At 71.3% G+C, this 24,538-nt stretch carries 23 protein-coding genes; 3 read left to right on the forward strand and 20 right to left on the reverse strand.

What is annotated here, in order from left to right; all coding sequences use genetic code 11:
- Positions 1 to 63 precede the first annotated feature (63 nt).
- Positions 64 to 411 (forward strand): DUF779 domain-containing protein, encoded by a 348-nt coding sequence (locus EJF31_RS09390; RefSeq protein WP_221767512.1) that lies wholly within the window; start codon positions 64 to 66, stop codon positions 409 to 411.
- Here EJF31_RS09390 and EJF31_RS09395 read toward each other — a convergent pair.
- From EJF31_RS09395 to EJF31_RS09435, 9 genes are read right to left on the reverse strand one after another with little or no spacing between them, the layout of a single operon-like run.
- On the reverse strand, positions 408 to 1,640 hold the full coding sequence (locus EJF31_RS09395) for an alpha-hydroxy acid oxidase (RefSeq protein WP_125036804.1): 1,233 nt from the start codon (positions 1,638 to 1,640) through the stop codon (positions 408 to 410). The genes EJF31_RS09390 and EJF31_RS09395 overlap by 4 nt on opposite strands.
- On the reverse strand, positions 1,637 to 3,124 hold the full coding sequence (locus EJF31_RS09400) for a rhamnulokinase family protein (protein WP_125036805.1): 1,488 nt from the start codon (positions 3,122 to 3,124) through the stop codon (positions 1,637 to 1,639). The genes EJF31_RS09395 and EJF31_RS09400 overlap by 4 nt, the downstream gene beginning before the upstream one ends.
- The gene (locus tag EJF31_RS09405) at positions 3,121 to 5,199 is read right to left on the reverse strand and encodes a bifunctional aldolase/short-chain dehydrogenase (RefSeq protein ID WP_125036806.1); all 2,079 of its coding nucleotides are present in this window, start codon (positions 5,197 to 5,199) and stop codon (positions 3,121 to 3,123) included. Before EJF31_RS09405 ends, EJF31_RS09400 begins: the two co-directional genes overlap by 4 nt.
- 3 nt (positions 5,200 to 5,202) lie before the next feature.
- The gene (rhaI, locus tag EJF31_RS09410) at positions 5,203 to 6,366 is read right to left on the reverse strand and encodes an L-rhamnose isomerase (RefSeq protein WP_125036807.1); all 1,164 of its coding nucleotides are present in this window, start codon (positions 6,364 to 6,366) and stop codon (positions 5,203 to 5,205) included.
- Positions 6,363 to 6,833, reverse strand: coding sequence for an L-rhamnose mutarotase (locus EJF31_RS09415; protein WP_260430735.1), 471 nt, complete (start codon positions 6,831 to 6,833; stop codon positions 6,363 to 6,365). Before EJF31_RS09415 ends, rhaI begins: the two co-directional genes overlap by 4 nt.
- A 10-nt stretch (positions 6,834 to 6,843) precedes the next feature.
- Positions 6,844 to 7,866 carry a rhamnose ABC transporter substrate-binding protein gene (gene rhaS, locus EJF31_RS09420; RefSeq protein ID WP_125036808.1) on the reverse strand — a complete coding sequence of 341 codons (1,023 nt, stop codon included), beginning with the start codon at positions 7,864 to 7,866 and terminating at the stop codon, positions 6,844 to 6,846.
- Positions 7,863 to 8,960 (reverse strand): ABC transporter permease, encoded by a 1,098-nt coding sequence (locus EJF31_RS09425; protein WP_125036809.1) that lies wholly within the window; start codon positions 8,958 to 8,960, stop codon positions 7,863 to 7,865. Before EJF31_RS09425 ends, rhaS begins: the two co-directional genes overlap by 4 nt.
- Positions 8,957 to 9,988, reverse strand: a complete 1,032-nt coding sequence (locus EJF31_RS09430; protein ID WP_260430736.1) for an ABC transporter permease — start codon at positions 9,986 to 9,988, stop codon at positions 8,957 to 8,959. The genes EJF31_RS09425 and EJF31_RS09430 overlap by 4 nt, the downstream gene beginning before the upstream one ends.
- Complete coding sequence (locus EJF31_RS09435; RefSeq protein WP_125036810.1) at positions 9,985 to 11,529, reverse strand: sugar ABC transporter ATP-binding protein; 1,545 nt, start codon at positions 11,527 to 11,529, stop codon at positions 9,985 to 9,987. Before EJF31_RS09435 ends, EJF31_RS09430 begins: the two co-directional genes overlap by 4 nt.
- Before the next feature lie 189 nt (positions 11,530 to 11,718).
- Between EJF31_RS09435 and EJF31_RS09440 the strand changes: the two genes are divergently transcribed.
- Positions 11,719 to 12,759: a LacI family DNA-binding transcriptional regulator gene (locus tag EJF31_RS09440; protein WP_125036811.1), complete on the forward strand. Its 1,041-nt coding sequence runs from the start codon at positions 11,719 to 11,721 to the stop codon at positions 12,757 to 12,759.
- Between the two features lie 14 nt (positions 12,760 to 12,773).
- On the opposite strand, the gene EJF31_RS09445 is transcribed toward EJF31_RS09440, so the two are convergent.
- The 4 genes from EJF31_RS09445 to EJF31_RS09460 all read right to left on the reverse strand — a co-directional run bounded on the left by EJF31_RS09445 (position 12,774) and on the right by EJF31_RS09460 (position 16,957).
- Positions 12,774 to 13,055 carry a DUF2218 domain-containing protein gene (locus tag EJF31_RS09445; RefSeq protein ID WP_125036812.1) on the reverse strand — a complete coding sequence of 94 codons (282 nt, stop codon included), beginning with the start codon at positions 13,053 to 13,055 and terminating at the stop codon, positions 12,774 to 12,776.
- 20 nt (positions 13,056 to 13,075) lie between these two features.
- On the reverse strand, positions 13,076 to 14,230 hold the full coding sequence (locus EJF31_RS09450; protein ID WP_125036813.1) for a S9 family peptidase: 1,155 nt from the start codon (positions 14,228 to 14,230) through the stop codon (positions 13,076 to 13,078).
- A gap of 75 nt (positions 14,231 to 14,305) precedes the next feature.
- Positions 14,306 to 15,721 (reverse strand): glycosyltransferase, encoded by a 1,416-nt coding sequence (locus tag EJF31_RS09455; protein WP_125036814.1) that lies wholly within the window; start codon positions 15,719 to 15,721, stop codon positions 14,306 to 14,308.
- 57 nt (positions 15,722 to 15,778) lie between these two features.
- Positions 15,779 to 16,957, reverse strand: coding sequence for an HNH endonuclease signature motif containing protein (locus EJF31_RS09460; protein WP_260430737.1), 1,179 nt, complete (start codon positions 16,955 to 16,957; stop codon positions 15,779 to 15,781).
- A 367-nt stretch (positions 16,958 to 17,324) separates the two neighbouring features.
- On the opposite strand from EJF31_RS09460, the gene EJF31_RS09465 reads away from it, so the two are divergent.
- A complete protein-coding gene (locus EJF31_RS09465) occupies positions 17,325 to 18,560 on the forward strand; it encodes a glycoside hydrolase family 1 protein (protein WP_125036816.1) in 1,236 nt (411 codons plus the stop codon).
- On the opposite strand, the gene EJF31_RS09470 is transcribed toward EJF31_RS09465, so the two are convergent.
- The 7 genes from EJF31_RS09470 to EJF31_RS09500 are packed head-to-tail and all read right to left on the reverse strand — an operon-like array spanning position 18,561 to position 24,535.
- Positions 18,561 to 19,208 carry a DapH/DapD/GlmU-related protein gene (locus EJF31_RS09470; RefSeq protein WP_260430738.1) on the reverse strand — a complete coding sequence of 216 codons (648 nt, stop codon included), beginning with the start codon at positions 19,206 to 19,208 and terminating at the stop codon, positions 18,561 to 18,563.
- The gene (locus tag EJF31_RS09475; RefSeq protein ID WP_125036817.1) at positions 19,205 to 19,993 is read right to left on the reverse strand and encodes an SDR family NAD(P)-dependent oxidoreductase; all 789 of its coding nucleotides are present in this window, start codon (positions 19,991 to 19,993) and stop codon (positions 19,205 to 19,207) included. The genes EJF31_RS09470 and EJF31_RS09475 overlap by 4 nt, the downstream gene beginning before the upstream one ends.
- Positions 19,993 to 20,940, reverse strand: coding sequence for a VOC family protein (locus tag EJF31_RS09480; protein WP_125036818.1), 948 nt, complete (start codon positions 20,938 to 20,940; stop codon positions 19,993 to 19,995). Before EJF31_RS09480 ends, EJF31_RS09475 begins: the two co-directional genes overlap by 1 nt.
- 34 nt (positions 20,941 to 20,974) lie before the next feature.
- On the reverse strand, positions 20,975 to 21,745 hold the full coding sequence (locus EJF31_RS09485; protein ID WP_125036819.1) for an SDR family NAD(P)-dependent oxidoreductase: 771 nt from the start codon (positions 21,743 to 21,745) through the stop codon (positions 20,975 to 20,977).
- Positions 21,742 to 22,152 carry a VOC family protein gene (locus EJF31_RS09490; RefSeq protein WP_125036820.1) on the reverse strand — a complete coding sequence of 137 codons (411 nt, stop codon included), beginning with the start codon at positions 22,150 to 22,152 and terminating at the stop codon, positions 21,742 to 21,744. Before EJF31_RS09490 ends, EJF31_RS09485 begins: the two co-directional genes overlap by 4 nt.
- Positions 22,149 to 23,540, reverse strand: a complete 1,392-nt coding sequence (locus tag EJF31_RS09495; RefSeq protein ID WP_125036821.1) for an NAD-dependent succinate-semialdehyde dehydrogenase — start codon at positions 23,538 to 23,540, stop codon at positions 22,149 to 22,151. Before EJF31_RS09495 ends, EJF31_RS09490 begins: the two co-directional genes overlap by 4 nt.
- The gene (locus tag EJF31_RS09500; protein ID WP_125036822.1) at positions 23,537 to 24,535 is read right to left on the reverse strand and encodes a fumarylacetoacetate hydrolase family protein; all 999 of its coding nucleotides are present in this window, start codon (positions 24,533 to 24,535) and stop codon (positions 23,537 to 23,539) included. The genes EJF31_RS09495 and EJF31_RS09500 overlap by 4 nt, the downstream gene beginning before the upstream one ends.
- Between the last annotated feature and the right edge of the window lie 3 nt (positions 24,536 to 24,538).

Raw genomic sequence — 24,538 nt, forward strand, 5'->3', positions numbered from 1 at the left:
GCGACCGCGACCGAGCTTGCGAGGTCGCGACGGAGCGTGTCGAAACCCAGTCAGGTGCGCGACGTGAGTCAGCGCGTCGACATCACCGGTGAGGCGGCGGCGCTCGTCCGCTGCCTCACCGAGGCCCACGGGCCGGTCATGTTCCACCAGTCCGGCGGCTGCTGCGACGGGTCGGCGCCGATGTGCTACCCCGACGGCGACTTCCTGACCGGCGACGCGGACGTGCACCTCGGCTCACTGGATGTCGGGCTGGACCGGGCGGTGCCCGTGTGGATGTCGGCGTCCCAGCACGAGTACTGGTCGCACACCCACCTCACCATCGACGTGGTCCCCGGCCGCGGCGCGGGCTTCTCGCTGGAGGCGCCGTACGGCGTGCGGTTCCTGGTCCGCTCCCGGCTGATGGACGCCTAGAGCGGCCGCGGGCCGAGCCGGGCCAGCTGCGTGACGTGGCCCGGCTCGAGCTCGTCGAGGGTGCTGACGCCGAGCAGCCTCATGGTCCGCTCGACCTGGCCGCGGAGGATCTCGATCGCCCGGTCGACGCCGGGACGGCCGCCGGCCATCAGCCCGTAGAGGTAGGCCCGGCCGATCAGGGTGAAGTGCGCCCCGTGCGCGACCGCGGCGACGATGTCCTGGCCGGACATGATCCCGGTGTCGAGGTGGACCTCGAGGTCGCTGCCCACCTCCTTGACCACCTGCGGCAGCAGGTGGAAGGGGATGGGCGCGCGGTCGAGCTGGCGGCCGCCGTGGTTGGACAGCACGATCGCGTCGACGCCGGCGTCGGCGAGGCGGCGGGCGTCGGCGACGGTCTGCACGCCCTTGACCGAGACCTTGCCGGGCCACTGGTCGCGGATCCAGGCGAGGTCCTCGTAGGTCACCGTCGGGTCGAACATCGTGTCCAGCAGGTCCGCCACGGTGCCCGACCACGAGTCGAGCGAGGCGAAGGCCAGCGGCTCGGTGGTGAGGAAGTTGATCCACCAGGCCGGCCGCGGGATCGCGTTGGCGACCGTGCGCGGGGTCAGGGTGGGCGGGATCGTCATGCCGTTGCGTACGTCGCGCAGCCGGGCGCCCGCGACGGGCACGTCGACGGTCACGAGGAGCGTGTCGTAGCCCGCCTTGGCCGCCCGGTCGACCAGCGCCATCGAGCGGTCGCGGTCCTTCCACATGTAGAGCTGGAACCAGTTGCGGCCGTCGGGATTGGCGGCCGCGACGTCCTCGATCGACGTGGTGCCCATCGTGGACAGGGAGAACGGGATGCCCGCGGCGCCGGCCGCGGTCGCGCCGGCGATCTCGCCCTCGGCCTGCATCATCCGCGTGAAGCCGGTCGGCGCGATGCCGAAGGGCAGCGCGCTCGGCGCCCCCAGCACGTCGCGCGAGGTGTCGACGTGCGAGACGTCGCGCAGGATCGCCGGGTTGAACTGCACGTCGGCGAAGGCCTCCCGCGCCCGGGCCAGCGACACCTCGCCGTCGGCGGCGCCGTCGGTGTAGTCGAAGGCCGGCTTGGGCGTACGCCGCTTGGCGATCCGTCGCAGGTCCTCGATCGTCAGCGCGGAGGCGAGCCGCCGCTCCCGTGGCGAGAGGGTCGGCTTTTTGAACGTGAGCAGGGGCGCCAGGTCGCGTCGCTTGGGCAGCTGCCGCTTCATGCGATGACTCCATCATGGTGCGGGAACGCGCGCGACTCCGCGGCGTCCCAGTCGAGTCCGCTGCGGGGTTCGTAGCGGACGAGCTCGTGGGTGGATCGGACCAGCGCGCGCATCGCGGCGAGGTCGGGCAGGTCGACGCCGAGGGTGCGCGCCTGGACCAGCACGTTGCCCAGCGCCGAGGCCTCGGCGGGTCCGGCGAGCACCGGCAGCCCGCAGGCGTCGGCGGTCAGCCGGCAGAGGAACGCGTTGCGCGAGCCACCACCGACCACGTGCACGACCTGGATAGGCACGCCCGCCAGGGCCGCCGCCTCACGGACGTGGCGGCGGTAGGCCAGCGCGAGGCTGTCGAGGATGCAGCGGGCGACCTGCGCCGGGGTCTCCGGCACCGGCTCCCCCGCGGCGAGGGCCAGCGCGGCCAGCCGGGTCGGCATGCTGCTGGTCGCCGTGCCCGGGGGCAGCAGCGAGACGTCGTTGATGTCGACGACCGTGCGCAGCGGCTCGGCCGCCTCGGCCTCGGCCAGCAGGCCTGCCAGGTCGACGCCGCCCCAGGCGCGCAGCGACTCCGAGAGCACCCACAGGCCCATGACGTTCTTGAGGAAGCGGACGGTGCCGTCGACGCCGCCCTCGTTGGTGAAGTCCGCGGCGCGCGCGGCCTCGGTCAGCACGGGCTCGTCGAGCTCGAGGCCGACGAGGGACCACGTCCCCGAGGAGATGTACGCCGAGGGCTCGTCGCCCGCCGGCACCGCGACGACCGCGGAGGCGGTGTCGTGCGAGCCGACCGCGACGACGGGCACGCCGGTCGTGAGGCCGACCTCGGCGGCCACGTCGGGCAGCAGGGTGCCGACCACATCGCCGGCCGACCGCAGCGGCGGCAGGATCGCCGACGGGATGCCGACCCGGTCGGCCAGGTCGGGCGCCCAGGTGCGGGCGCGGACGTCGTACAAGCCGGTGGTGGAGGCGTTGGTGCGCTCGGCGCCGACCTCACCGGTGAGCCAGAAGCCGAGCAGGTCGGGCAGGAGCAGCAGCGTCGCCGCCTGCTCGAGCGCGGGCGTGCCGGCCGCGGCCACCAGCTGGTAGATCGTGTTGAACGGCAGCTGCTGCACGCCGGTGCGCTCGTAGAGCTCGGTCGCGTCGACCTTGTTGAGCACCTGCGCGGCCACACCGTCGGTGCGGGAGTCGCGGTAGGAGTGAGGATTCCCCAGCAATTGTTGGGATTCGTCCAGCAGCCCGTAGTCCACGGCCCACGAGTCGATGCCGATGCCGTGCACCGGACCGGCCGCAGCGGCGGCCCGCACTCCCGTGAGGATCTCGCGGTGCAGGCCGAGGACGTCCCAGTGCAGGGAGCCCCCCACCTCGACGGCGCCGTTGGGGAAGCGGTGGACCTCGGTGAGCTCCAGGGTGTCGGGGCCGACCTCGGCCACCATCACCCTCCCGGAGGTGGCACCGAGGTCGACCGCGACGACCCGACGGTTGTGGGGGTTCATCGCAGGAACGCTGCCGCCACGCCTGCGTCGACGGGGATGTGCAGGCCGGTCGTGTGGGTCATGTCCGGGCCGCACAGCGCGAAGACGGCGTTGGCGATGTTCTCGGGCAGCACCTCGCGCTTGAGGATCGTGCGCTGGGCGTAGAACTTGCCGAGATCCTTCTCCTCCACGCCGTAGACCGCGGCCCGGTTGGCGCCCCAGCCGCTGGCGAAGATGCCGGAGCCCTGGACGACGCCGTCGGGGTTGACGCCGTTGACCTTGACGCCGTGCTCGCCGAGCTCGGCCGCGAGCAGCCGGACCTGGTGGGCCTGGTCGGCCTTGGTGGCGGAGTAGGCGATGTTGTTGGGGCCGGCGAAGATCGAGTTCTTCGAGGAGATGTAGACGATGTCGCCGCCCATCTGCTGGTCGATCAGCACCCGCGCCGCCGCCTTGGAGACCAGGAACGAGCCCTTGGCCATCACGTTGTGCTGGAGGTCCCAGTCGGCCGCGGTGGTGTCCATCAGGGACTTGGACAGCGACAGCCCGGCGTTGTTGACGACGAGGTCGAGGCCGCCGAAGGCGAGCACGGTCGCGTCGACCATCGCCTGCACGGCCGCCTCGTCGCTGACGTCGGCCGCGACACCGACGGCCACGTCCGGTCCGCCGATCTCGGCAGCCGCCGCCTGCGCCTTCTCCAGCGACAGGTCGGCGATCACGACGCAGGCACCCTCGGCGGCGAGCCGCCTGGCGGTGGCCTTGCCGATGCCGCCGGCCGCACCGGTGACCAGCGCGATCCGCGTGGCGAGCGGCTTGGGCGCGGGCATCCGCTGGAGCTTGGCCTCCTCCAGCGCCCAGTACTCGATGCGGAACTTCTCCGCCTCGTCGATGGGCGCGTACGTCGACAGCCCCTCGGCGCCGCGCATCACGTTGATCGCGTTGGTGTAGAACTCCCCCGCCACGCGGGCGGTCTGCTTGTCCTTGCCGTAGGAGAACATCCCCACGCCCGGCACGAGCACGATGAGCGGGTCGGCACCGCGGATCGCCGGCCATGCAGTGGTCGACCCCCCTTCGGTGGTCGAGCCTGTCGAGACCGCGTTGCGGTCGTAGTAGCCCTGGTAGTCCTCGCGGTAGGCCACCGCGAGCTCTTGCAGCCGCGCGACCGTGTCCTCGACCGAGGCCGAGGCGGGCAGGTCGAGGACCAGCGGCTTCACCTTGGTGCGCAGGAAGTGGTCGGGGCACGACGTGCCGAGCGCGGCCAGCCGCGGGTGCTCGCTCGAGGCGAGAAAGTCCAGGACGACGTCGGAGTCGGTGAAGTGGCCGACCATCGGCCGGTCCTGCGAGGCGATCCCGCGGATCGTGGCGCCGATCGCCGCGGCCCTGGCGCGGCGCTCGGCCTCCGGGAGGGCGGCGTACCCCTCGAGCGGCGGGCCGAAGGGCTCGGGCTTGCTGTGCTCGGCGATGTACGCCGCGGCCGTCTCGATGATCCACAGCGAGTGGGCCTCGGCCTCGTCGCTGGTGTCGCCCCAGGCCGTGATGCCGTGGCCGCCGAGGATGCAGCCGACCGCCTGCGGGTTGGCCTCCTTGATCGAGGCGATGTCCAGGCCGAGCTGGAAGCCGGGCCGGCGCCACGGCACCCACACGACGCGGTCGCCGAAGATCTCCTTGGTCAGCGCCTCGCCCTCGGCGGCCGTCGCGATGGCGATGCCGGAGTCGGGGTGCAGGTGGTCGACGTGCGGGGCGTCGACGAGGCCGTGCATCGCGGTGTCGATCGACGGCGCGGCACCGCCCTTGCCGTGCAGGCAGTAGTCGAAGGCCGCGACCATCTCGTCCTCGCGGTCGACGCCGGGATAGACGTCGACGAGCGCGCGCATCCGGTCGAGCCGGAGCACGGCGAGGCCGGACTCGGTGAGGGTGCCGAGGTCGCCCCCGGAGCCCTTCACCCACAGCAGCTCGACGGGCTCACCGGTGACCGGGTCGGTCTCGGTGCCCTTGGCGGAGGTGTTGCCGCCGGCGTAGTTGGTGTTCCTCGGGTCGCTGCCCAGCCGGTTGGAGCGGGCGATCAGCTCGGCCGCAGCGGGGTTCACGGTCTTGGACATCTGTCAGTTCCATCCTGCCTGGGTGCCGCCGACGCGGTCCGTCTCGATCTGTTCCTGGTAGCCGCTCTCGAGGAAGGCCCGCAGCGGGTTGCCCGGCAGGCCTCGCTCCTCGCGCCACGCGGCGAGGTCGGCGCGTACGTCGGTGTAGAAGGCGTCCATGAAGACCTCGTTGGCGGTGAGCACGTCGCCGGCCTCCTGCGCCGCGGTCAGCGCGTCACGGTCGACGAGCAGCGCCCGCGCGGTCATCTCCTGGACGTTGAGCACCGAGCGGATCTGGCCGGGGATCTTCTTCTCGATGTTGTGGCACTGGTCGAGCATGAACGCCACCGGCGAGTCGGGCCCGTAGCCGCCGCCGCGGATCACCTCGAAGAGGATCCGGAAGAGCTGGAAGGGATCGGCCGCCCCGACGATCAGGTCGTCGTCGGCGTAGAAGCGGCTGTTGAAGTCGAAGGAGCCGAGCTTCCCCAGCCGCAGCAGCTGGGCGACGATGAACTCGATGTTGGTGCCGGGCGCGTGGTGGCCCGTGTCGAGGCAGACCAGCGCCCGCTCGCCGAGGGCGGCCACATGGGCGTACGACGTGCCCCAGTCCGGGACGTCGGTGTGGTAGAACGCCGGCTCGAAGAACTTGTACTCCAGCACCAGTCGCTGGTGCTCGCCGAGCCGCTCGTAGATCGTGCGCAGGCTCTCGGCGAGGCGGTCCTGGCGGCCGCGCATGTCGGCCTGGCCGGGGTAGTTGGAGCCCTCCGCCAGCCAGATCTTCAGGTCGCGCGACCCGGTGGCGTCCATGACGTCGAGGCACTCGAAGTGGTGGTCGATCGCCTTCTGCCGGATCTTGGGGTCGGTGTGGGTCAGGGCGCCGAGCTTGTAGTCGTCGTCCTGGAAGGTGTTGCTGTTGATGGTGCCCAGCCCGATGCCGAGGTCCTCGGCGTAGCGGCGCAGGGCGCCGAAGTCGTCGACGAGGTCCCACGGGATGTGCAGCGAGACGAGCGGCGAGAGCCCGGTGAACCGGTTGACCGCGGCCGCGTCGGCAATCTTCTCCTCGACGGTGCGCGGGGTGCCGGGCGAGCCGAAGACCTTGAAGCGGGTCCCGGAGTTGCCGTAGGCCCAGCTGGGGACCTCGATGGCCTGCGCCTCCAGGAGGCCGGCGATCTCGTTGAAAGTCGTCATCTCACATCACTTCTCGGGTGGTGCCGTCTGGGGCCATCGGGGGTGGGGGCGGGGTGCCGGGCGAGCTGGTCCTCGAGGTGGAAGACCTCCTCCAGCAGCAGGAACCCCTGGTCGGGCGGGACGCCGTCGAGCTCCTCGAAGAACTCGCCCATCTCGGCCTGCCACCGGGCGTTGACCTCGGTGCGGGCCATCCCGGCGACCGCGTCGGCCAGGGAGTCGGTCTCGACGTAGCCGATCAGCAGCCCGTCGTCACGCAGGAAGAGCGAGTAGTTGCGCCAGCCGGTCTCGGCCAGGGCGTCGAGCATCTCGGGCCACACCGCGGCGTGCCGGGCGCGGTAGTCCTCGATCCGGTCGGGGCGGACCTGGAGCTGGAAGCAGTAGCGCATGATCAGGCCCTTCGTCGGTCGAGCTCCTTCGTTGGTCGAGCTTGCCGAGACCGGTGTGGGGGTCTCGACAAGCTCGACCACCGACTGCGACTCAGAAGTCGAAGTCGTCGATGTTGCTCTTGTCGAAGACGAACGGGTCGCCCAGCAGGACCGTGCCGCCGTCCTCGACGGTGAACGAGCCCAGGTCGCCGGCCTCGAAGGTGTCGCCGGCCTTGCCCGTGATGTCGCCGTTGGCCAGGGCCTGGGCGGCGTACGCCGCGAGGTAGCCCAGGTCGCCCGGGTTCCACAGCGCGAAGGAGGTCACGGTGCCGTCCTTGACGTACTCACGCATCTGGTTGGGCGTGCCCAGACCGGTCAGCGCGACCTTGCCCTTGGCATCGGAGGTCGACAGGTAGCGGGCCGCAGCGGCGATGCCGACCGTGGTGGGCGAGATGATGCCCTTCAGGTCCGGGTGCGACTGCAGCAGCGCGGCGGTCTTGTCGAAGGACGTCTGGTCGTCGTCGTCGCCGTAGACCACGTCGACGAGCTTGATGTTCGGGTGGTTGTCGGCCAGGTCCTTCTTCATCAGGTCGATCCAGGCGTTCTGGTTGGTCGCGTTGGCCGCGGCCGAGAGGATCGCGACCTCGCCGGAGTCACCGATCTGCTCGGCGATCTGGTCGACCTCGGTCTTGGCGATGCCCTCGGCGGTGGCCTGGTTGATGAACAGGTCGCGGCACTCGGGGTCGGTGTCGGAGTCGAAGGTGACGACCTTCGTGCCGGCGTCACGGGCCTCGTTCAACGCGTCGCAGATGGCCTTGGCGTCGTTGGCCGAGACCACCAGCGCACCCACGCCCTGCTGGGCCGCGGTGTTGATGAAGGGGACCTGGGAGTCCGGGGTCGCGGTGTCCGGGCCGACCTCGGAGTAGGTGCCGCCGAACTCCCCGACTGCCTTCTTGCCGCCGGCGTCGGAGGTGTCGAAGTAGGGGTTGCCCAGGTTCTTGGGCAGGAACGTCACGGACGTCTTGCCGTCCTTGGCGCTCGCCGAGGTGTTGTCGCCGCCGCAGGCGGTCAGGCCGAGGGTGGCGACCAGCGCCACCGAGGCCAGGGCGGCGAGCCGCCGGTTCTGGAACTTCATTCTTCTCCCTTTCGGTGTGGCATCGCCGCCTGCCGGCGCCTGCCGGGGCGGAACGCCCCGTTCGTCCTCGCCTGGGCCATGGCCGAGAGCCACGCGAGGAAGCTGGTGGAGATCACCGAGAGCACGAGGAGCACTCCGGTGACGATGTTGATGACGTTGACCGTGATGGACTCGAGTCGCATCGCGCTGGCCAGGACGCCGATGAGGACGACGCCGGCGAGGACGCCGTGCAGGGCGCCGCGGCCGCCGAAGATGGAGACCCCGCCGAGCAGCACGGCGGCGATCACCTGGAGCTCGAGGCCGGTCGCGTTGTCACCGCGGGCGCTGCCGTAGCGCAGCGTGTAGTAGATGCCGGCGAAGGCCGAGACGGTGGCGGCCATGACGAACAGCCAGAACTTCGTGAGCTCGACGTTGACGCCGGTGAAGTGCGCGGCCTCGGAGTTGAGGCCGATCTCGAAGACGCCCCGCCCGAAGGGCGAGAAGTGCAGCAGCAGCGCGAAGCCGATGGCGAGCACCACGATCGGGATCAGGATCAGGGGGTAGGGCGAGCCCTCGACGATGCGCTGCTTGGCCAGGTCCGTCCACTTCTGGGGGAAGTCGGTCTTGGCGGTGGTGCCGAGCAGGCCGACCGCGAGGCCGCGGTAGAGCGCGAGGGTGCCGATGGTGACGGCGAGCGACGGGAGCCCGACGTACGCCACGAGGAAGCCGTTGAAGGCGCCGCACAGCGCGCCGGCCAGGATCGCCAGCAGCCCGGCGACCGGGATCGACAGGCCGGCGTCTTGGTGGAGGATGCCGACCAGCACGCTGCTCAGCCCGACCACACTGGCCACCGACAGGTCGATCTCGCCGGTGATGATGACCAGCGTCATCGGCAGCGCGATCAGCAGGATCGGCGCGATGTCGAGGAAGAGGTAGTAGAGCGTCAGCGGGCTGTCGAAGTTGGGCACGTTGACGTTGGCGTAGACGAGGACCGCGACGAGGAGGGCGATGACCGCCACCTCGCGGGTGAGCAGCAGGCGCTGCCAGAGCGGCTTGGACCAGGCGGCGTAGGTCCGGGTGGCCCGGCCCTCGGGCCGCGACAGGGTGGTGGTCATGACTCGTCCCTCGCTTCGATGAGCTTGCGGGCCTGCCGGGCCGAGAGGACCCGGTCGAGGACGACGGCGCTGATGATCAGGGCCCCGACGACGGCGCGCTGCCAGAAGTCCTGGATGCCGACGATGGGGAGCGCGCGGTTGATGGTGACCAGCAGGAAGGCGCCGATCGCGGCGCCCCAGACGGTGCCGCTGCCGCCGAAGATCGCCACGCCGCCGATGACGGCGGCGCCGACCGCCTGGAGCTCGATGCCCGACCCGGCGCCGGAGCTGACCGTGCCGTAGCGGGCGGTGTAGACGACACCGGCCAGGCCGGCCAGTGCGCCGGAGAGGACGAAGGCGGCGAGCACGCGGCGGCGTACGTCGAGGCCGTAGAGCGTGGCCGCGTCCGGGTCGGAGCCGATGGCGTAGAGCTCGCGACCCCCGCGGGCGGTCCAGAGGTAGTAGCCGACGAGCGCGAGCACGGCCAGCGAGATGATCGTGAGGATCGGGATCGAGGCGATCGAGCGGGTGCCGAGCCGGAGGAAGGCGTGCGGCATGTCCGAGGCGTTGATCCGGTTGGAGCCCGCCCAGCTGAGCATGATGCCGCGGTAGATGTAGAGCGTGCCGAGGGTGATCACGAGCGCCGGCACTTTGCCGAAGGCGACCAGGGCGCCGTTGACGAGGCCGAGGACGGCGCCCATCAGGACGGCGGCCAGGAAGACCGCGACGATCGGGAGCCCGGGGTGGTCGAGGAAGAGCCGGCCGGTCAGGTAGGCGGTGAGGCCGAGCGTCGAGCCGACCGACAGGTCGACGTTGCGCGTCACGATGACCGCGGTCTGGCCGACCGCGAGGAGCAGCAGGATCGACGGCGTCAGGAGCAGGTCGCGCCAGCCGTTGCCGCTGAAGAGGAACGTGTGGCTCTTGGCGGTGGCGACCACGATCACCGCGATGAGCACGCCGGCGACGGCGATCTCGCGGGAGCGCAGGACGGTGCCGACGACGCGCTGGACGGGTGAGACGCGGCTGGGCTGCAGCATGAGCTCGGTCATGCGCTGACCTCCTGCTGGGTGGGGGCGTGGGTGACGGCCGAGGTGCGGGTGGCGGCGAGCATCACGGACTCGGGGGTGGCGTCGGCGCGGTCGAGGTCGGCGGTGATCCGGCCCTCGCAGACGACCAGGACGCGGTCGGCCATGCCGAGCACCTCGGGCAGCTCGGAGGAGATCATCAGGATCGCCAGGCCCTCGCCGGCCAGCTCGGAGAGCAGCCGGTGGACCTCGGCCTTGGTGCCGACGTCGATGCCGCGGGTGGGCTCGTCGATGATCAGCAGCCGCGGGCTGGTGGCCAGCCACTTGGCGATGACGACCTTCTGCTGGTTGCCGCCGCTCATCGTGGCGGCCTTCATGTCCAGGGCGCTGGTCTTGACCTCGAGGCGACCGGCCCACGGGCCGGCGGCGGTGTTCTCGGCCCGGTTGGTGAGCAGGCCGCCCCTGGTGAGGCCGCGGCGGATCACGCCGGCGACGTTGCGGGCGACCGAGCCCTCGGTGACCAGGCCCTGCTTGCGGCGGTCCTCGGGGACGAAGGCCATGCCGGCCCGGATCGCCGCGCGGGGGCTGTGCGCGGCCACGTCCTTGCCGGCCAGCCGCACGGTGCCTGCGGCGTACCGGTCGACGCCGAAGACGGCCCGGGCGATCTCGCTGCGACCGGCGCCGACCAGGCCCGCGAGGCCGACGATCTCGCCGGCCCGGACCTGGAAGGAGACGTCGTGGAAGACGCCCGGCGAGGTGAGGCCGTCGACGTCGAGGACGACGTCGCCGACCTCGGCGGGGGTCTTGGGGAAGAGCTCGGCGACCTCGCGGCCGACCATCCGGGAGACGATCTCGGGGACCGAGGTGTCCGCGACGGCGTCGGTGGAGATGTAGGCGCCGTCGCGCATCACGGTGACCATGTCGCAGAGGGCGAAGACCTCGTCGAAGCGGTGGCTGATGAAGACCAGCGCGCGACCCTCGTCGCGCAGGCTGCGGGCGACGGCGAAGAGCCGCTCGACCTCGACGCCGCTCAGCGCCGCGGTCGGCTCGTCCATGATCAGCAGGCTCGCGTCGAGGGAGATGGCCTTGGCGATCTCGATGATCTGCTGGTCGGCGATGGACAGGCCGAGCGCCGGGCGGCGGGGGTCGATCGCGACGCCGAGGCGCTCGAAGAGCCGGGTGGCCTCGGCGTGCATGGCGGTCCGGTCGATGCGGCGCATCCGGCCGTAGGGCTGGCGGCCCATGAAGATGTTCTCGGTGACCGAGAGGTCCGGGAAGAGCGTCGGCTCCTGGTAGATCACCGCGATGCCGGCGGCCTTGGAGTCGGCCGTGGAGTGGAAGTCGACGTCCTCGCCGTGGAAGCGGAAGTCCCCCGCGTCGCGGCGGTGCACGCCGGCGACGATCTTGACCAGGGTGGACTTGCCGGCGCCGTTCTCACCGACGAGCGCGTGGATCGAGCCGCCGTGGACGGTCAGGCTGGCCGACGTCAGCGCCACCACGGAGCCGAAGGACTTGGCGACGTCACGCAGCTCGAGGGCTGCGTGGCCGGTGGCCGGTCCTGGCATCGCGTTGCTCCTTTTTGAAAGGTTTCAATCTCGAACACCACGAAGGTAGGTGACTGCCATCACAGGCGTCAATGGTTCGACGCAAATCAGTCGAAGATTTCTGGGGTGATCCGCCGGTGGCCGATTGACGGCAGCCGGTTTGACCGTTTCAATTCGGCCTACGGACGAGGCGGGCGAGGGGGGGTGGAGATGGTCAACGACGCGCGGCACGCACCGGGCGCCCGTGGGGCGTCGGTCAAGGACGTCGCCGCCAGCGCCGGCGTCTCCCTGGGCACCGTCTCCAACGTGCTCAACCGCCCCGACCGGGTCTCCGCAGCCACCCGCGAGCGGGTCGAGCGGGCGATGGCCGAGCTCGGCTTCGTGCGCAACGAGTCGGCCCGGGCGCTCCGGGCCGGGCAGAGCCGCACCCTCGCCTACGTGATGCTCGACGCGAGCAACCCGTTCTTCACCGACGTCGCCCAGGGCATCGAGCACGCCGCGGAGGCCTCCGACCTGTCGCTGTTCATCTGCAACAGCGACAACCGCACGATCCGCGAGGAGAAGCACCTCGCCCACCTGCAGCAGCAGCGCGTCGCGGGCATCCTGATCACCCCTGTCGACCCCGAGGCCGCCCACCTCGACGCCATCGCGCGGCACGGCACGCCCGTCGTGATCGTCGACCGGATCCGGCACGACGAGAGCTTCTGCTCGGTCGCTGTGGACGACGTGCTCGGCGGTCGGTTGGCCGTCGAGCACCTCGTGGACCGGGGGCACACCCGGGTCGCGTTCGTCGGCGGTCCGCTCTCCATCGGGCAGGTGCACGACCGCTACGAAGGCGCCCGGGCGGCCTGGACCGACGCCGGCCTCCCCGAGGACGATCTGGTGGTCGTCCCGACCGAGGCGCTGACCGTGGCCGAGGGCCGCTCGGCCGGCGAACGGCTGGCCGGCATCCCCACCATGCGCCGGCCCACCGGCGCGTTCTGCGCCAACGACCTGCTGGCGCTCGGCCTGCTCCAGCAGTCGATCGGGGCCGGGAGGCGGGTGTCGGAGGACCTCGCCATCGTGGGCTACGACGACATCGAGTTCGCCGCCGCGGCCGCCGTACCCCTCACGTCCGTGCGCCAGCCGCGCCAGCTGCTCGGCAAGATGGCGGCCGAGCTCGTCCTCGACGAGGCGAGCAACCAGGCGCACGCCCACCAGCAGGTGACGTTCACGCCCGAGCTGGTCGCCCGGGCTTCGACGCAGCGCTGAGTGTCGTCGTGGGCTCAGGCCCAGACGACGTCGAGCTCCTCGCGCGTGCCGAACCGCTCGAGGTGGTCCTTGACGACCTGGGCGAAGCGGTCGGGGTCGCCGTCGTCGGGGACCGACGCCTCGATGCGCAGCGTGCCGGGCTCGGCCCGCATCACCACCACCTGGCCGGTGTCGAAGCGGATGACGGTCGCGCCGTCCTCCTCGCCGGAGCTGCCCTTGCGGGCCCAGTGGCCGGCGAGCTGCTTGGCGTAGCGCTCGGGGCGCTCGGTGTTCATCGTGCCGTGTCGCGTCTGCATGAAGTCCTTCGTGTGGTGGGTCAGGCCATCTCGAGGAACGTGTCCTCGATCCAGTCTGCGGTGTAGGCCCCGACATGGGGCAGGTGGTCGAGACCGACGTGCTCGGTCGCGCCCTCCTCGGGAGTGAAGACGCGCAACGTCCGCTTGGGACTGTTGACGGCCTGGTCGTAGGACTGGTGGGCGTACTTCACGTTGATCTGGCGGTCGTTCTCGCCGTGGGTGATCAGGAACGGGCAGGTGATCTGCTCGACCACGCCGTTGAGGTTGACCGCCTCGGCGGCCTGGATGAACGAGTCGAGGTCGTCGTACCCCCACACCCACAGGACGTGCTCCCAGTAGTGCGGGACGGGGTTCTCGCCCTCGCGCTCGAGGCGCTTCTTCTGGACCTCGCCCCAGTTGTGGTTGGCGCCCCACGCGACAACGAGCTTGATCCGCTTCTCGAACGCCGCGGCGCGCGGCGCGTAGTAGCCGCCGAGCGACCAGCCGGCCAGCCCGATCCGGTCGTGGTCGACGTCCTCGCGGGTCTCGAGCCAGTCGACGCAGGCGGCCGCCCAGTCCTCGGTCTCGACGCGGGACTTCAGGCCGAGGAACCGCAGGGCCTCACCACTGCCGGGGCAGTCGACCATCAGCGTCGAGATGCCGCGCTGGGCGAGCTCCTGCGGCCAGCCGGAGGTGTACATGTGCTCCTTGGTGGAGTCCAGGCCGTTCCACATGATCATGGTCGGGGCGGGGGTCCCGTCGGGCCGCTCCGCCTTGAGGAAGTACGCCGGGAGCTCGCTGCCCTCGAAGGGGATCGCGACCCGCGTGGTGGCGGGGTCGATCAGGTCGAAGGACTTCTGCAGCGCGTCGAGCCCCTGCTGGTAGAAGGGGATCCGCTCGGGGTCGCTCGAGCTGAGCATCCGCTCGGCCTGGCATACGTAGGCCGCGGACCGGAAGTACTTCTGCCCGGCGGTGCGCAGGTGCCCGGCCTTCTCGGCCTCCTGCGCCTGCTCGGCGACCTGGTCGGCGACGCGCTTCCACGCGAGCATCAGGTCGCGGGTGCCGGCGTCGCCGCGCTCCGCCGCGTCCCGGATCGGCCGGCAGGCCCGGTCGACCTCGTCGATAGCGCCGCCGCTGTTGAGCGTGGCCGCGACGCCGAGGCTCCAGATGTAGTTGGTCGGGAAGTACTCGAACATGCTGCGACTCTGCCCGGCCATCTCCCGCCGGGGAACCAGCCAGTCGTGATGCGGGGCATCGGCGGGCGCGATGCCTCAGACGAGGAGGGTCGCGAAGAGGTCGGCGTACGCCTCGAGGTGGCGGTCACCGAGGAAGCGCTCGTGCACCGTGGCGCGGGCAGCGTTGCCGAGCCCTGCCGCGAGGTCGGGCTGCTCGAGGAGGCGCGCCAGGGCGCGACCAAGGGCGTCGAGGTCGGGGGGGTCCTCGAGCAGGAGCCCGTTGTCCCCGTCGACGATCTGGTCCTGGATGCCGCCGATGGCCGAAGCCACCACCGGCCGGGCCTTCCACATCGCCTCCGTGACGGTCAGCCCGAACCCCTCGACGAGGCTCTTCTGGACCACGACCGAGGCGCGGCGCTGGAGGGCGTTGACGAGGTGGGCGTTCTCGTCGACGTCGTCCATCGGCAGGCAGACCAGGTGCACGCGGCTCTGCTGCTCGGGAGCCAGGCCGTCCCACCTGCTCCGGCACTCCACCAGCACGCCCGATCCCTCGGGGTCGTCCGAGACGCCGGACACCTCGGGTCCGACCAGGAGGAGGTGTACGTCGTCGGGGAGACCCGCGTCGGCGAATCCCTGCATCACGCCGGTCATGTCCTTGAGGCGGTCCCACCGGCTGATCTGCACCACGAGCCGCGCCTCGCACGGGATCGTGCCCCCGGTGAGGTCCAGGCCCCGATGCGGCCGCGTGGTCCCGACGGTGCCGTTGCGCTTGGCGAAGGTGAGGGCTCGGGGGTCACGGGCCCCGTCGAGCAGCCCGGCGTAACCGAGCGTCGCCTCCGCGTCGGCGTCGGAGAGCGGTGCGTTCTTGGCGCTGAACGGGTCGATCGAGGGCGTGATGATGTGCACCTTCTCCCACCCCATCCACCCGGGGACGTAGTTGCGGCGCGAGAAGACGAAGGCGTCCGCCGCCTCGATCAGCGGCCGCAGGAAGGCCCAGCCCAGGTCGGTCAGCGCGTTGGGGGTGTCACGACCGATGTGGCAGCGCCAGACCACCTTCGCCCCGGTCTCGCGCAGCGGCCCGACCATCGCCGCGGTCTGCGGGTCGTGGAGCAGGACGACGTCATCCGGCTTCACCAGGGACGCCATGTCCGCGAGGTCGGGCCGCAACGCCTCCGCGACCACGGCGTGCTCCGCGGCGCCCAACTCTCCCCCGTCCCCCGGCTCCCCGTGCAGCACGTTGTGCAGGCGCTTGGTGATCGCGAAGAACTCCGGGCTCCCCGTCAGCACCAGCCACCGGGTGTCGACGCCGACCCCCCGCGCATTGGCCAGCAGCGTCTGCAGCATCTCCGCCACCCCGCCGCCGTGGGCGGTCGCGTTGACGTTCCAGACGACGCGGCCCCCGAGGAACTCGCGCGCACCCGCAGCCACCGCGTCGAACTGGTCCTTGCGCTCGCGTGAGAGCAGCCCGGTGAGGCGGTCCACGTCCGCGGGCGCGATCTTGATCTCGTGCACGACCCTCAGCGTCCACCCATCCGGTGCGTGGCGACACCCAAGGATTGGGCAGGCGGCCTATGTCCGCCTGGTGAAGGCGACCTTCCCGCCGGCCTGTTTGGTCATCGTGAACTTCGGGTCATGGGCCCGGGCGTGGTGGTGCGGGCAGAGCAGCATGCCGTCTTTGTTGGTCTCGCCGCCCTCGCTCCAGGGGATGGGGTGGTGGCCGTGACACAGGCCGGGCGGCCAGTCACAGCCCTCGGCGTTGCAGCCACCCTGCTCGATGGCCATCGCGATCCGCTGGGACTCGGTGTGGAAGCGGCGCTTGCGGCCGAGGTCGAGGACCTGGGACTTCCCACCGAGCACGGCGGGGATGATCCCTGCTTCACAGGCGAGGCGGCGGGCCTGGCCGGCGGTGATCCGCTCACCGGTGTCCAACGAGGCGGCTCTCAGGCCGCCCATCAGCGTGGAGATGTCCATGGTGACCACGACGGTGGCACTGACGCCGCCAGCCTTGGGGAGCTTCTTGGTGGGGTAGCGCTCGATGAGCTCGACGAAGGCCTGTCCCATCCGCTCCGCCGACGGCCGACGTTCTCCAAGTGAACCGTCGACCGCGGCGCGGTGCTTCGGGGCCGCGAATGCCAGCAGCGCCTTCTTCAGCATCGCGGCCTGCGCCGAGGGCAACGTGAACCGTCCGTGCACCTTGCCGTGGCCATCGTCGGTCATCGTGAGTTTCGTGGACCGGGCGGCGTCACGCTCCTCGTCCTCGAGCTGCTTGGCCTCGTGGGCCTCGGCGGCCTCGGGGTCCAGGAACTCCAGGATCCGGCGACCCAGCTTCTTCAACGCCTGCGCGTCATGGTCGGCGGCGAACTTGATCAGCATTGCCTCCGCCTCGTCGCGATGCTCGGCCGGGAGCACCTCGACCGCATCCACGATCACCCGCGCCTGGTCCACCAGGACGTCCCCGGCGGCGACCGCCGTACGCAACGCGGGCCGGGCGGCGAGCGCGACCGCGAGCCGCATCTTCCCGTACGCCGCGGTCCGGGTCTGGTGGGTGGCATGGGCCCAGAAGTTCGTGGTCGAGGTCGCGCCGACGGAGTCCCCGACGCCGACGGTCTTGGCGTGCTCGGCGACCCGCATCTCCAGCTCCGCCAACTGAGCGGACAGCCGCGTCACCGCCGTCAGCGTCGCCGCGGACTCGTCCGCATCCATCGACCAGAGCGACACATCGGCCAGGTCCGCAAGCTGCGACTGCATGGCCTCGACAGCGCGTGACACCTGGTGTCGAGGCGGCTGGGTGACCATCGCTGTCATGGGTCAATTCCAGCAGGGCCCACCGACAAAACCGCAGGCCAGAGCCCCTATTGTGGACCGAGAAAAGTAAAGAATCGAGAGAATTTTGAAACCTCGATCGAGCGGTCGAGCCAAGCGACCGAAAGCCGGGAATCAGGGCCCGGAGGCACCTCGTGCGAATCCTGCGGCGACCAAGGAAATCTGAAAACTACGCGCCGAAGGCGCGAGGTCCCGCAGCGAAGCCTCGGCGCGCAGGCACGCACATGCCGCTGATGGCAGGTATCGCCGATGCCACGTTCCGCACGATCGAGCCAGCCCGAATGCTGGGTCCATGACCGATCGCACCTTCCCGTCCGACTTCCTCTGGGGCGTCGCCGCCGCCGGCCACCAGGTCGAGGGCGACAACACCAACAGCGACACCTGGTTCGCCGAGCAGGTGGTGCCGTCGGTGTTCAGCGAGCCCTCCGGCAAGGCCTGCAACGGCTATGAGCTGTGGCGCGAGGACATCGACCTGGCCAAGGGCATGGGTCTCAACGCCTACCGCTTCTCGGTCGAGTGGGCGCGGGTCGAGCCGGAGGAGGGCACGTTCTCCGAGCAGGAGCTGGACCACTACGAGGCGATCGTGGACCGGTGCCTGGAGGTCGGGATGGCCCCGATCGTCACGTTCAACCACTTCACGTCGCCGCACTGGTTCGCGATGCGCGGCAGCTGGCTCGACCCCGAGGCGCCGGCCCTCTTCGCCCGCTACTGCGACGCGCTCATGGCGCGGTTCGGCGACAGGATCGCGGTCGCGGTCACCATGAACGAGCCCAACCTCACCCGCCTGCTGAGCTGGATCGCCCTCCCGGACTTCGTCCGCCAGCTCGAGCGGACGACGCTCGAGGCGGCCACCGAGGCGACCGGCGTGCCGGCGTACCGCCTGGCCAACGTGATGCTGCCCGAGGAGATGGACGCCTTCGCCGACGGCATGGCCGCCGGCCACGTCGCGGCCCGCGCCGCGATCAAGGCCCGCCGCGCGGACCTGCCGGTGGGGCTGTCCCTCGCGATCGTCGACGACGTGGTCGTCGGCGACGACGCCTCGGTCCGTGACCGCAAGCGCGCCGAGGTCTACGAGCGCTGGCTGGAGCTGGCCCGCGACGACGACTACGTCGGCGTCCAGAACTACGAGCGGATCCCGTACGACGGGTCCGGCCCCATCCCGCCCGCCGACGGCGTCCCGGTCAACCAGATGGGCAGCGCCATCGAGCCGCTCTCGCTGGCCGGCTCGGTCCGCTACGCGCACGAGGCGACCGGTGTGCCTGTCCTGGTCACCGAGCACGGCATGTCCACCGACGACGACGCCCTCCGCACCGCCTTCATCGAGCCGTCCCTGGCCGGGCTGCTCGAGGTGATCGAGGAGGGCGTGCCGGTCCTCGGCTACTGCCACTGGACGCTCATGGACAACTTCGAGTGGGTCTTCGGCTACGGCCACCAGCTCGGCCTGCACGCGGTCGACCGCCAGACGTTCGAGCGCACTCCCAAGCCGAGCGCCGGGGTCTACGCGGCGTACGTGAAGCAGCAGGCCTGATCAGAGCGCATCCAGCACCGGCCGTACGTCGCCCCCGGTGCCGACCCAGCCGACGCCGGGCTCGAGGTGCCGGACCACCCGGGCCGGGTTGCCGGCGACGACGGAGTGGTCGGGCACCTCGCCGCGGACGACCGCACCGGCCGCCACGACGACGTTCCGGCCGATCTGCGCGCCGGGGAGGATGACCGCCGCGTGGCCGATCCACGATCCGGACCCGATCCGCACCGGTTGATGGGGCCCGAGCTGCTCGCCGATCGGGCGGGTCGGGTCCTGGTAGCCGTGGCTGGCGTCGGTGACGAAGACGCCCTGCCCGCACCACACCGCGTCGCCGAGCTCGATCGAGGAGTGGGCGGTGATGCTGGTCCGGGCGCCGAGGACGCAGCGGGCGCCGATCACGAGGGCGCGTGCGGGGACGTCGGTGTCGCCCGGGCCGTAGCCGACGCTCAGCGTCACCTGCCGCCCGATCAGCGTGTCCTCCCCGACATGGATCGAGCCGGTGTTGAGGAGCGTGGCCGGGGGAAAGCCGATGCTGCTGCCGGCGCCGAACGTCCCGAAGGCCTCGGCCGCACGCGTGCCCGGCACGATCTCGCCGGCACGGTCGACCCAGCGCCAGGCAGCATGCACGACGGCGTTGAGGAGACGCTTCACGCCGTGACGGTAGCGCTCCGCGTCGCGTCGGCGATCCCCTTGTGCGAGACGTGGGCGGTCAGGCCGCCGTCGATGACGATCTCGGCGCCGTTGTAGTAGGCCGCGTCGTCCGACAGCAGGAACACGATGGTCGGCGCGATGTCCGCCGGCAGGCCGACCCGGCCGAGCGGGATCTCGGCGAGGGCCGCGTCGGTGAAGGCCGGCGAGGCCGACGCCATCAGGGGCGTGTCGACCAGGCCCGGCATCACGGCGTTGACACGGATGCCTTGTGCGCCGAGCTCGAGGGACGCCGTACGAGTCAGACCGCGCAGCGCCCACTTGCTCGAGGTGTACGCCGCTGCCGCGTGCCCGGCCATCGCGGCGACCGAGCAGATGTTGACGATCGAGGAGCCCGGCGGCATCAGCGGCACGAGCGCCTGGATGCCCAGCAGCGGCCCGGTCACGTTGATGTCGAACGTGCGGTGCCACGCGTCGAGCGAGACGTGCGGCAGCCGCTCGCGGGCCGCGACGCCGGCGTTGTTGACCAGCCCGTCGACGCGGCCAGGTCCTCGACGGAGCCGGTCGGCGAGCGCGCCCCAGTCGGCAAGGGACGTGACGTCGAGGTCGACGTACTCCACGTCGAGGCCCTCGGCCACCAGCCCCTTCGCCAGCGCCGCACCTTCCCCGGACAGCACGTCGGTGGCGAACACCGTCGCGCCCGCCCGGGCCAGGGCCTCGACCTCGGCCGCACCCTGTCCCCGGGCCGCGCCGGTGACGACGACGACCTTGCCTGCGAGGTCCGGCATCAGACCGGCGGGGCGACGAAGACGCCCTTGTCGGGGTCGTTGAACGAGTCGCGGGCGATGATCTCCGACATCGGGTCGGAGGTGCCCCAGACGTCCTGGGTCATCGGGTCGGCGATGTCGTAGAGGCTGGGGTGCCACTCGTCGGTCTCGATCTTCTCGAGCTCGGTCGTGTACTCCATCGTGTTGCCGCTGGGGTCCAGGAAGTAGGAGAACGTGTTGTTGCCGGCGTTGTGCCGACCCGGCCCCCAGATCTTCTTCACGCCGGCGCGCATCACGCGGCCGGTGCCGCGCATGTACTCGTCGAGGCCGCGCATCTCGAACGACACGTGGTGCACCGACGTGTGCGGGCCCTTGGCGATCGCCAGGCTGTGGTGCCAGTCGTTGCACCGCATGAAGTGCATCATCTCGCCCATGTGCTCGCTCCAGAGCGTGTCCGAGAGCTTGAAGCCGAGGGTGTTGGCGTAGAAGTCGCGCGTGCGATTGGGGTCGTTGGAGTTCATCACGGCGTGCGAGATCCGCACCGGGATCGCCTCGCCCTCCTCGATCGCGCGGTGCTGGCGGGTCTCCACGTCGCTGGAGATCTCGATGGTCCGCCCGTCGACGTCGAAGAACCGGAAGCCGTAGCCGCCACCGGCGGTCTGCAGCTGGCCGGGCTCGCTGACGAGCTGGATTCCTTCGGTGCCGAGCTTCTGCGCCAGCGTGTCCACGGCCTGCGCGCTCTCGGCACCGAAGGAGATCAGGTCGAGCCGCTTCTCGTCACCGCCGCGGAGGCGGACGACGTACTGCTCGGGGGAGCCCTCGGCCGCGAAGTACGACAGGTCGCCGTCCTTGCCGACCTCGGTGAGGCCCCAGGTGTCGCGGTAGAAGGTGCGCTGGGTCTCGAAGTCGGTCACCGCCAGGTCGACGTGGCGCAGGTGGGTGATGCCGTGCTCGTTGAGGTGGCTCATGGTCTTCTCTCTCTCCTTGGACGTACGACGTTGCTCAGCCGAGGACCGAGCCGCCTCCGTCGATGACGATGTTGGTGCCGCTGATCCACGAGGACTCGTCGGAGGCCAGGAAGATCGCGGCGTTGACGACGTCCCCCGGCTGGCCGTGTCGGCCCAGCGGGATGCGGTCGAGCACGACGCGGCGCATCCGCTCAGGCGGGTCGGCGAGCAGCGGCGCGGTGTTGGGGGTCTCGGTCATGCCGGGGCTGATCACGTTGGCGCGGATGCCGTGCGGCCCGCCCTCGACGACCAGCTGCAGGGTGAGTCCGATGACGCCGGCCTTGGCGGTGGCGTGCGCGTTCTGCGGCATGAACTCCACGCCGCGCAGCGCCGCGATCGAGCCGACGTTGATGATCGAGCCGCCGCCGTGCGCCTTGAGGTGCGGCCACGCGGCGCGGACCGTGTAGTAGACGAGGTCGAGCTCGTTGCGCATCGTGAAGTCCCACTCCTCGATCGACAGCTCGTCGATCGCGCCGAAGCGCTGGGTGGAGGCGTTGTTGTAGAGCACGTCGATGCCGTCGTACGTCGCCACCGCGGCGTCGACCCACTCGCGCGCGGCCTCGGCGTCACCCAGGTCGACCCCGCCCATGACGGTGATCTCGCCGCCCGCGGCCCGGACCAGCTCCTCGGTCCGCGCGGCGCCGTCCTTGTCGAGGTCGCAGCCGACGACCCGGGCGCCCTCGGCCGCGAACATCCGCGCCGCGACGAAGCCCATGCCGCCGCCGACGCCGGTGATCAGCGCGACCTTGCCGGCGAGGCGGCTCATGCCGGACCCCGGTCGAGCAGCTCCACGAGGTTGCCCTCGGGGTCGGCGACGTAGGCCATCCGCACGCCCGGCTCGGGCGAGGGTCGTGGGGACATCCGGTCGGTGGCGCCGGCCGCCAGCAGCGCGTCGTACGTCGCATCCACGTCGGGCACTTCGAGCGCGACGTGGCCGTAGCCGTGGGTGAGCGCAGCGTCGACCGGGCTGGCGGCCTGCATGCCGGGCACACCGCCCGAGCGGTGCAGCAGCTCGATCCGCCAGCCCGCGGCGTGCCGCAGCATGGCCCCGCGGAACGGCACGTGGCCGAGCGCGAACTCCAGCTCGACCTCGAGGTCGAGCGCGCCGGCGTACCAGGAAGTCATCGCGTCCAGGTCGGCGACGTTGAGCCCCACGTGGTCGAACCGGGTCATGACTCACCGCCGACGAAGACAGTCCTCACGTTCGTGAACTCCCGCGTTCCCTCGGCGGAGAGCTCGCGGCCGTAGCCGCTGCGGCCGACGCCGCCGAACGGCAGCCGCGGGTCGGAGGCGACCATCGCGTTGACGAACAGCGCACCCGACCGGATCCGGCGGCCGACGTCGAGGGCGTGCGCGTCCGAGCGGCTCCACACCGAGGCGCCGAGCCCGTAGGACGTGTCGTTGGCGAGCGCGACCGCGTGGTCGTCGTCGCGAGCCCGGACGATCGCGGCGACCGGGCCGAAGGTCTCCTCGTCGAAGGCCGTGTTGCGCGGCTCGACGTGGTCGAGGACGGTCGGCGCGTAGAACCAGCCGGCAGCGTCGATGGAGTGACCGCCGGTGACGAGCGTGGCGCCCTCGGCGACGGCCGCCTCGACCTGGCGGTGCAGGCCGTCGCGCAGGTCGGGCCGCGCCATCGGGCCCACGGTCGTCCCGGGCGAGACCGGGTCCCCGACCTCCAACAGGGCCACCCGCTCCAGCAACAGCGACACGAAGTCGTCCGCCACCGACGAGTCGACGATGAAGCGCTTGGCGGCGATGCAGCTCTGGCCGTTGTTGCCGAAGCGCGACTTCACCGCGGCCGTGGCGGCGGCCGCGAGGTCGGCGTCGGCGAGCACGACGAACGGGTCGGAACCGCCCAGCTCGAGCACGCTCTTCTTCAGGAAGTGGCCGGCGGCGCGGCCCACGGCCTCGCCCGCCCGCTCACTGCCGGTCAGGGTCACCGCCGCGACCCGGGGGTCGCCGATGATGCGCGGGGTCGCCTCGGCGAGCTGCTCGTCGTCCAGCACCAGCGTGCCGAACAGGCCCGCCGGCGCACCCGCGTCGGCGAAGAGCCCCTCGATCGCGAGCGCGCAGCCCGTGACGTTGGGCGAGTGCTTGAGCACCCCGGCGTTGCCGGCGACGAGCGCCGCGCACGCGAAGCGCAGCACCTGCCAGAAGGGGTAGTTCCACGGCATCACGGCGACGACGACGCCCAGCGGCTCGTAGGACAGCCACGACCGCGCTGCCGCGCTCGGCACCTCGTGATCGGCCAGCCAGCCGGGGGCAAGATCGGCCACCACCGTGCAGTTCCAGGCGCACTTGTCGACCTCGGCCAGCGCCTCGGCGAGCGGCTTGCCCATCTCGGCGGTGATCAGCGCGGCGTACTCCTCGCGCCGCTCGGTCAGCAGCTTGCCCACCGACCGCAACAGGTCCGTGCGGGCGTCGAGCGGCTCCGCCGCCCAGACCTCGTACGCCGCGTGGGCAGCGCCCAGCGTCGCGTCGACGTCCGCCTCGCTGAACGCCGCGTAGCGGGCGATCTCCGCGCCGGAGGCCGGGTTGGTGGTGACGACCGAGAGGGTCATGCCGACGCCGCCTCGCTCACGCGCCCGCTCACGCGCCGGCGGGCCGGGGCCACGGCGGCGACCGTCCCGGTGCGCGCGACGACGGTGTTGCGGATCGTGCCGAGCCGCTCGATCGTCATCTCGACGACGTCGCCGACCTGCAGCGGCGGCGGGGTCAGCGTCCCGGTCCGCCCCCACAGCTCGGCCAGCGAGCCGGACGAGCAGGTGCCGGAGCCCAGCACCTCGCCGGCCTTGACCGCCGACGCGCGGGACGCGTGCGAGACGAGCTGCTCGAAGGACCAGCCCATGTGGCCGGAGCGGTCGTGGCCGACGCGGGTGCCGTTGACGCGCACCGACATCTCCAGGTCCAGGAAGCCGTCGGCGTCCCGGCAGTCCTCGAGCTCGTCGGGCGTGACGACCCACGGGCCGATGGTGGTGGCGAAGTCCTTGCCCTTGGACGGGCCGAGCTTGAGCCGCATCTCCTTGCCCTGCACGTCGCGCGCGGACCAGTCGTTCATGACGCAGTAGCCACCGATGGCCTCCCGCGCCTCCGCGGGGGTGCCGTCCCGCACGTCGCGGCACACGATGGCCGCGAGCTCGAGCTCGAAGTCGAGCCGCTCGGTGTCCGGCGGCATCGCGACGTCGTCGTGGGCGCCCGTCACCGCGTGCGGCGCCATGAACAGGAAGATCGGGGCGTCGTACCACTCGACGGGCGTGCCCGGGTTGCCCACGCCCCGCTCCATGCCGTCCACGTGCGCCTCGAAGGTGAGGAAGTCGCGCATCGCGACCGGCTGGACCGGCGGCAGCAGGACGACCTCGTCGGGGTGCAGGCCGTCGCCCTGGGCGGCCTCGTCGGCGGCGGCCTCGCGCTCGCCGCGGTCAGCGGCCAGCAGGGCGACGAGATCCGTGCCGGACGGGAAGGGGTGCAGCGACCAGCCCGCCTGGTCGCCCAGCACGAGGCCGACGTGCCGGGTCGACGCCGGCTCGGTGACGCGGCGGAAGGCGGCCAGTCTCATCTC

The sequence above is a fragment of the Nocardioides sp. LS1 genome (genome assembly GCF_003865225.1).
Taxonomy (GTDB): Bacteria; Actinomycetota; Actinomycetes; order Propionibacteriales; family Nocardioidaceae; genus Nocardioides; species Nocardioides ginsengisegetis.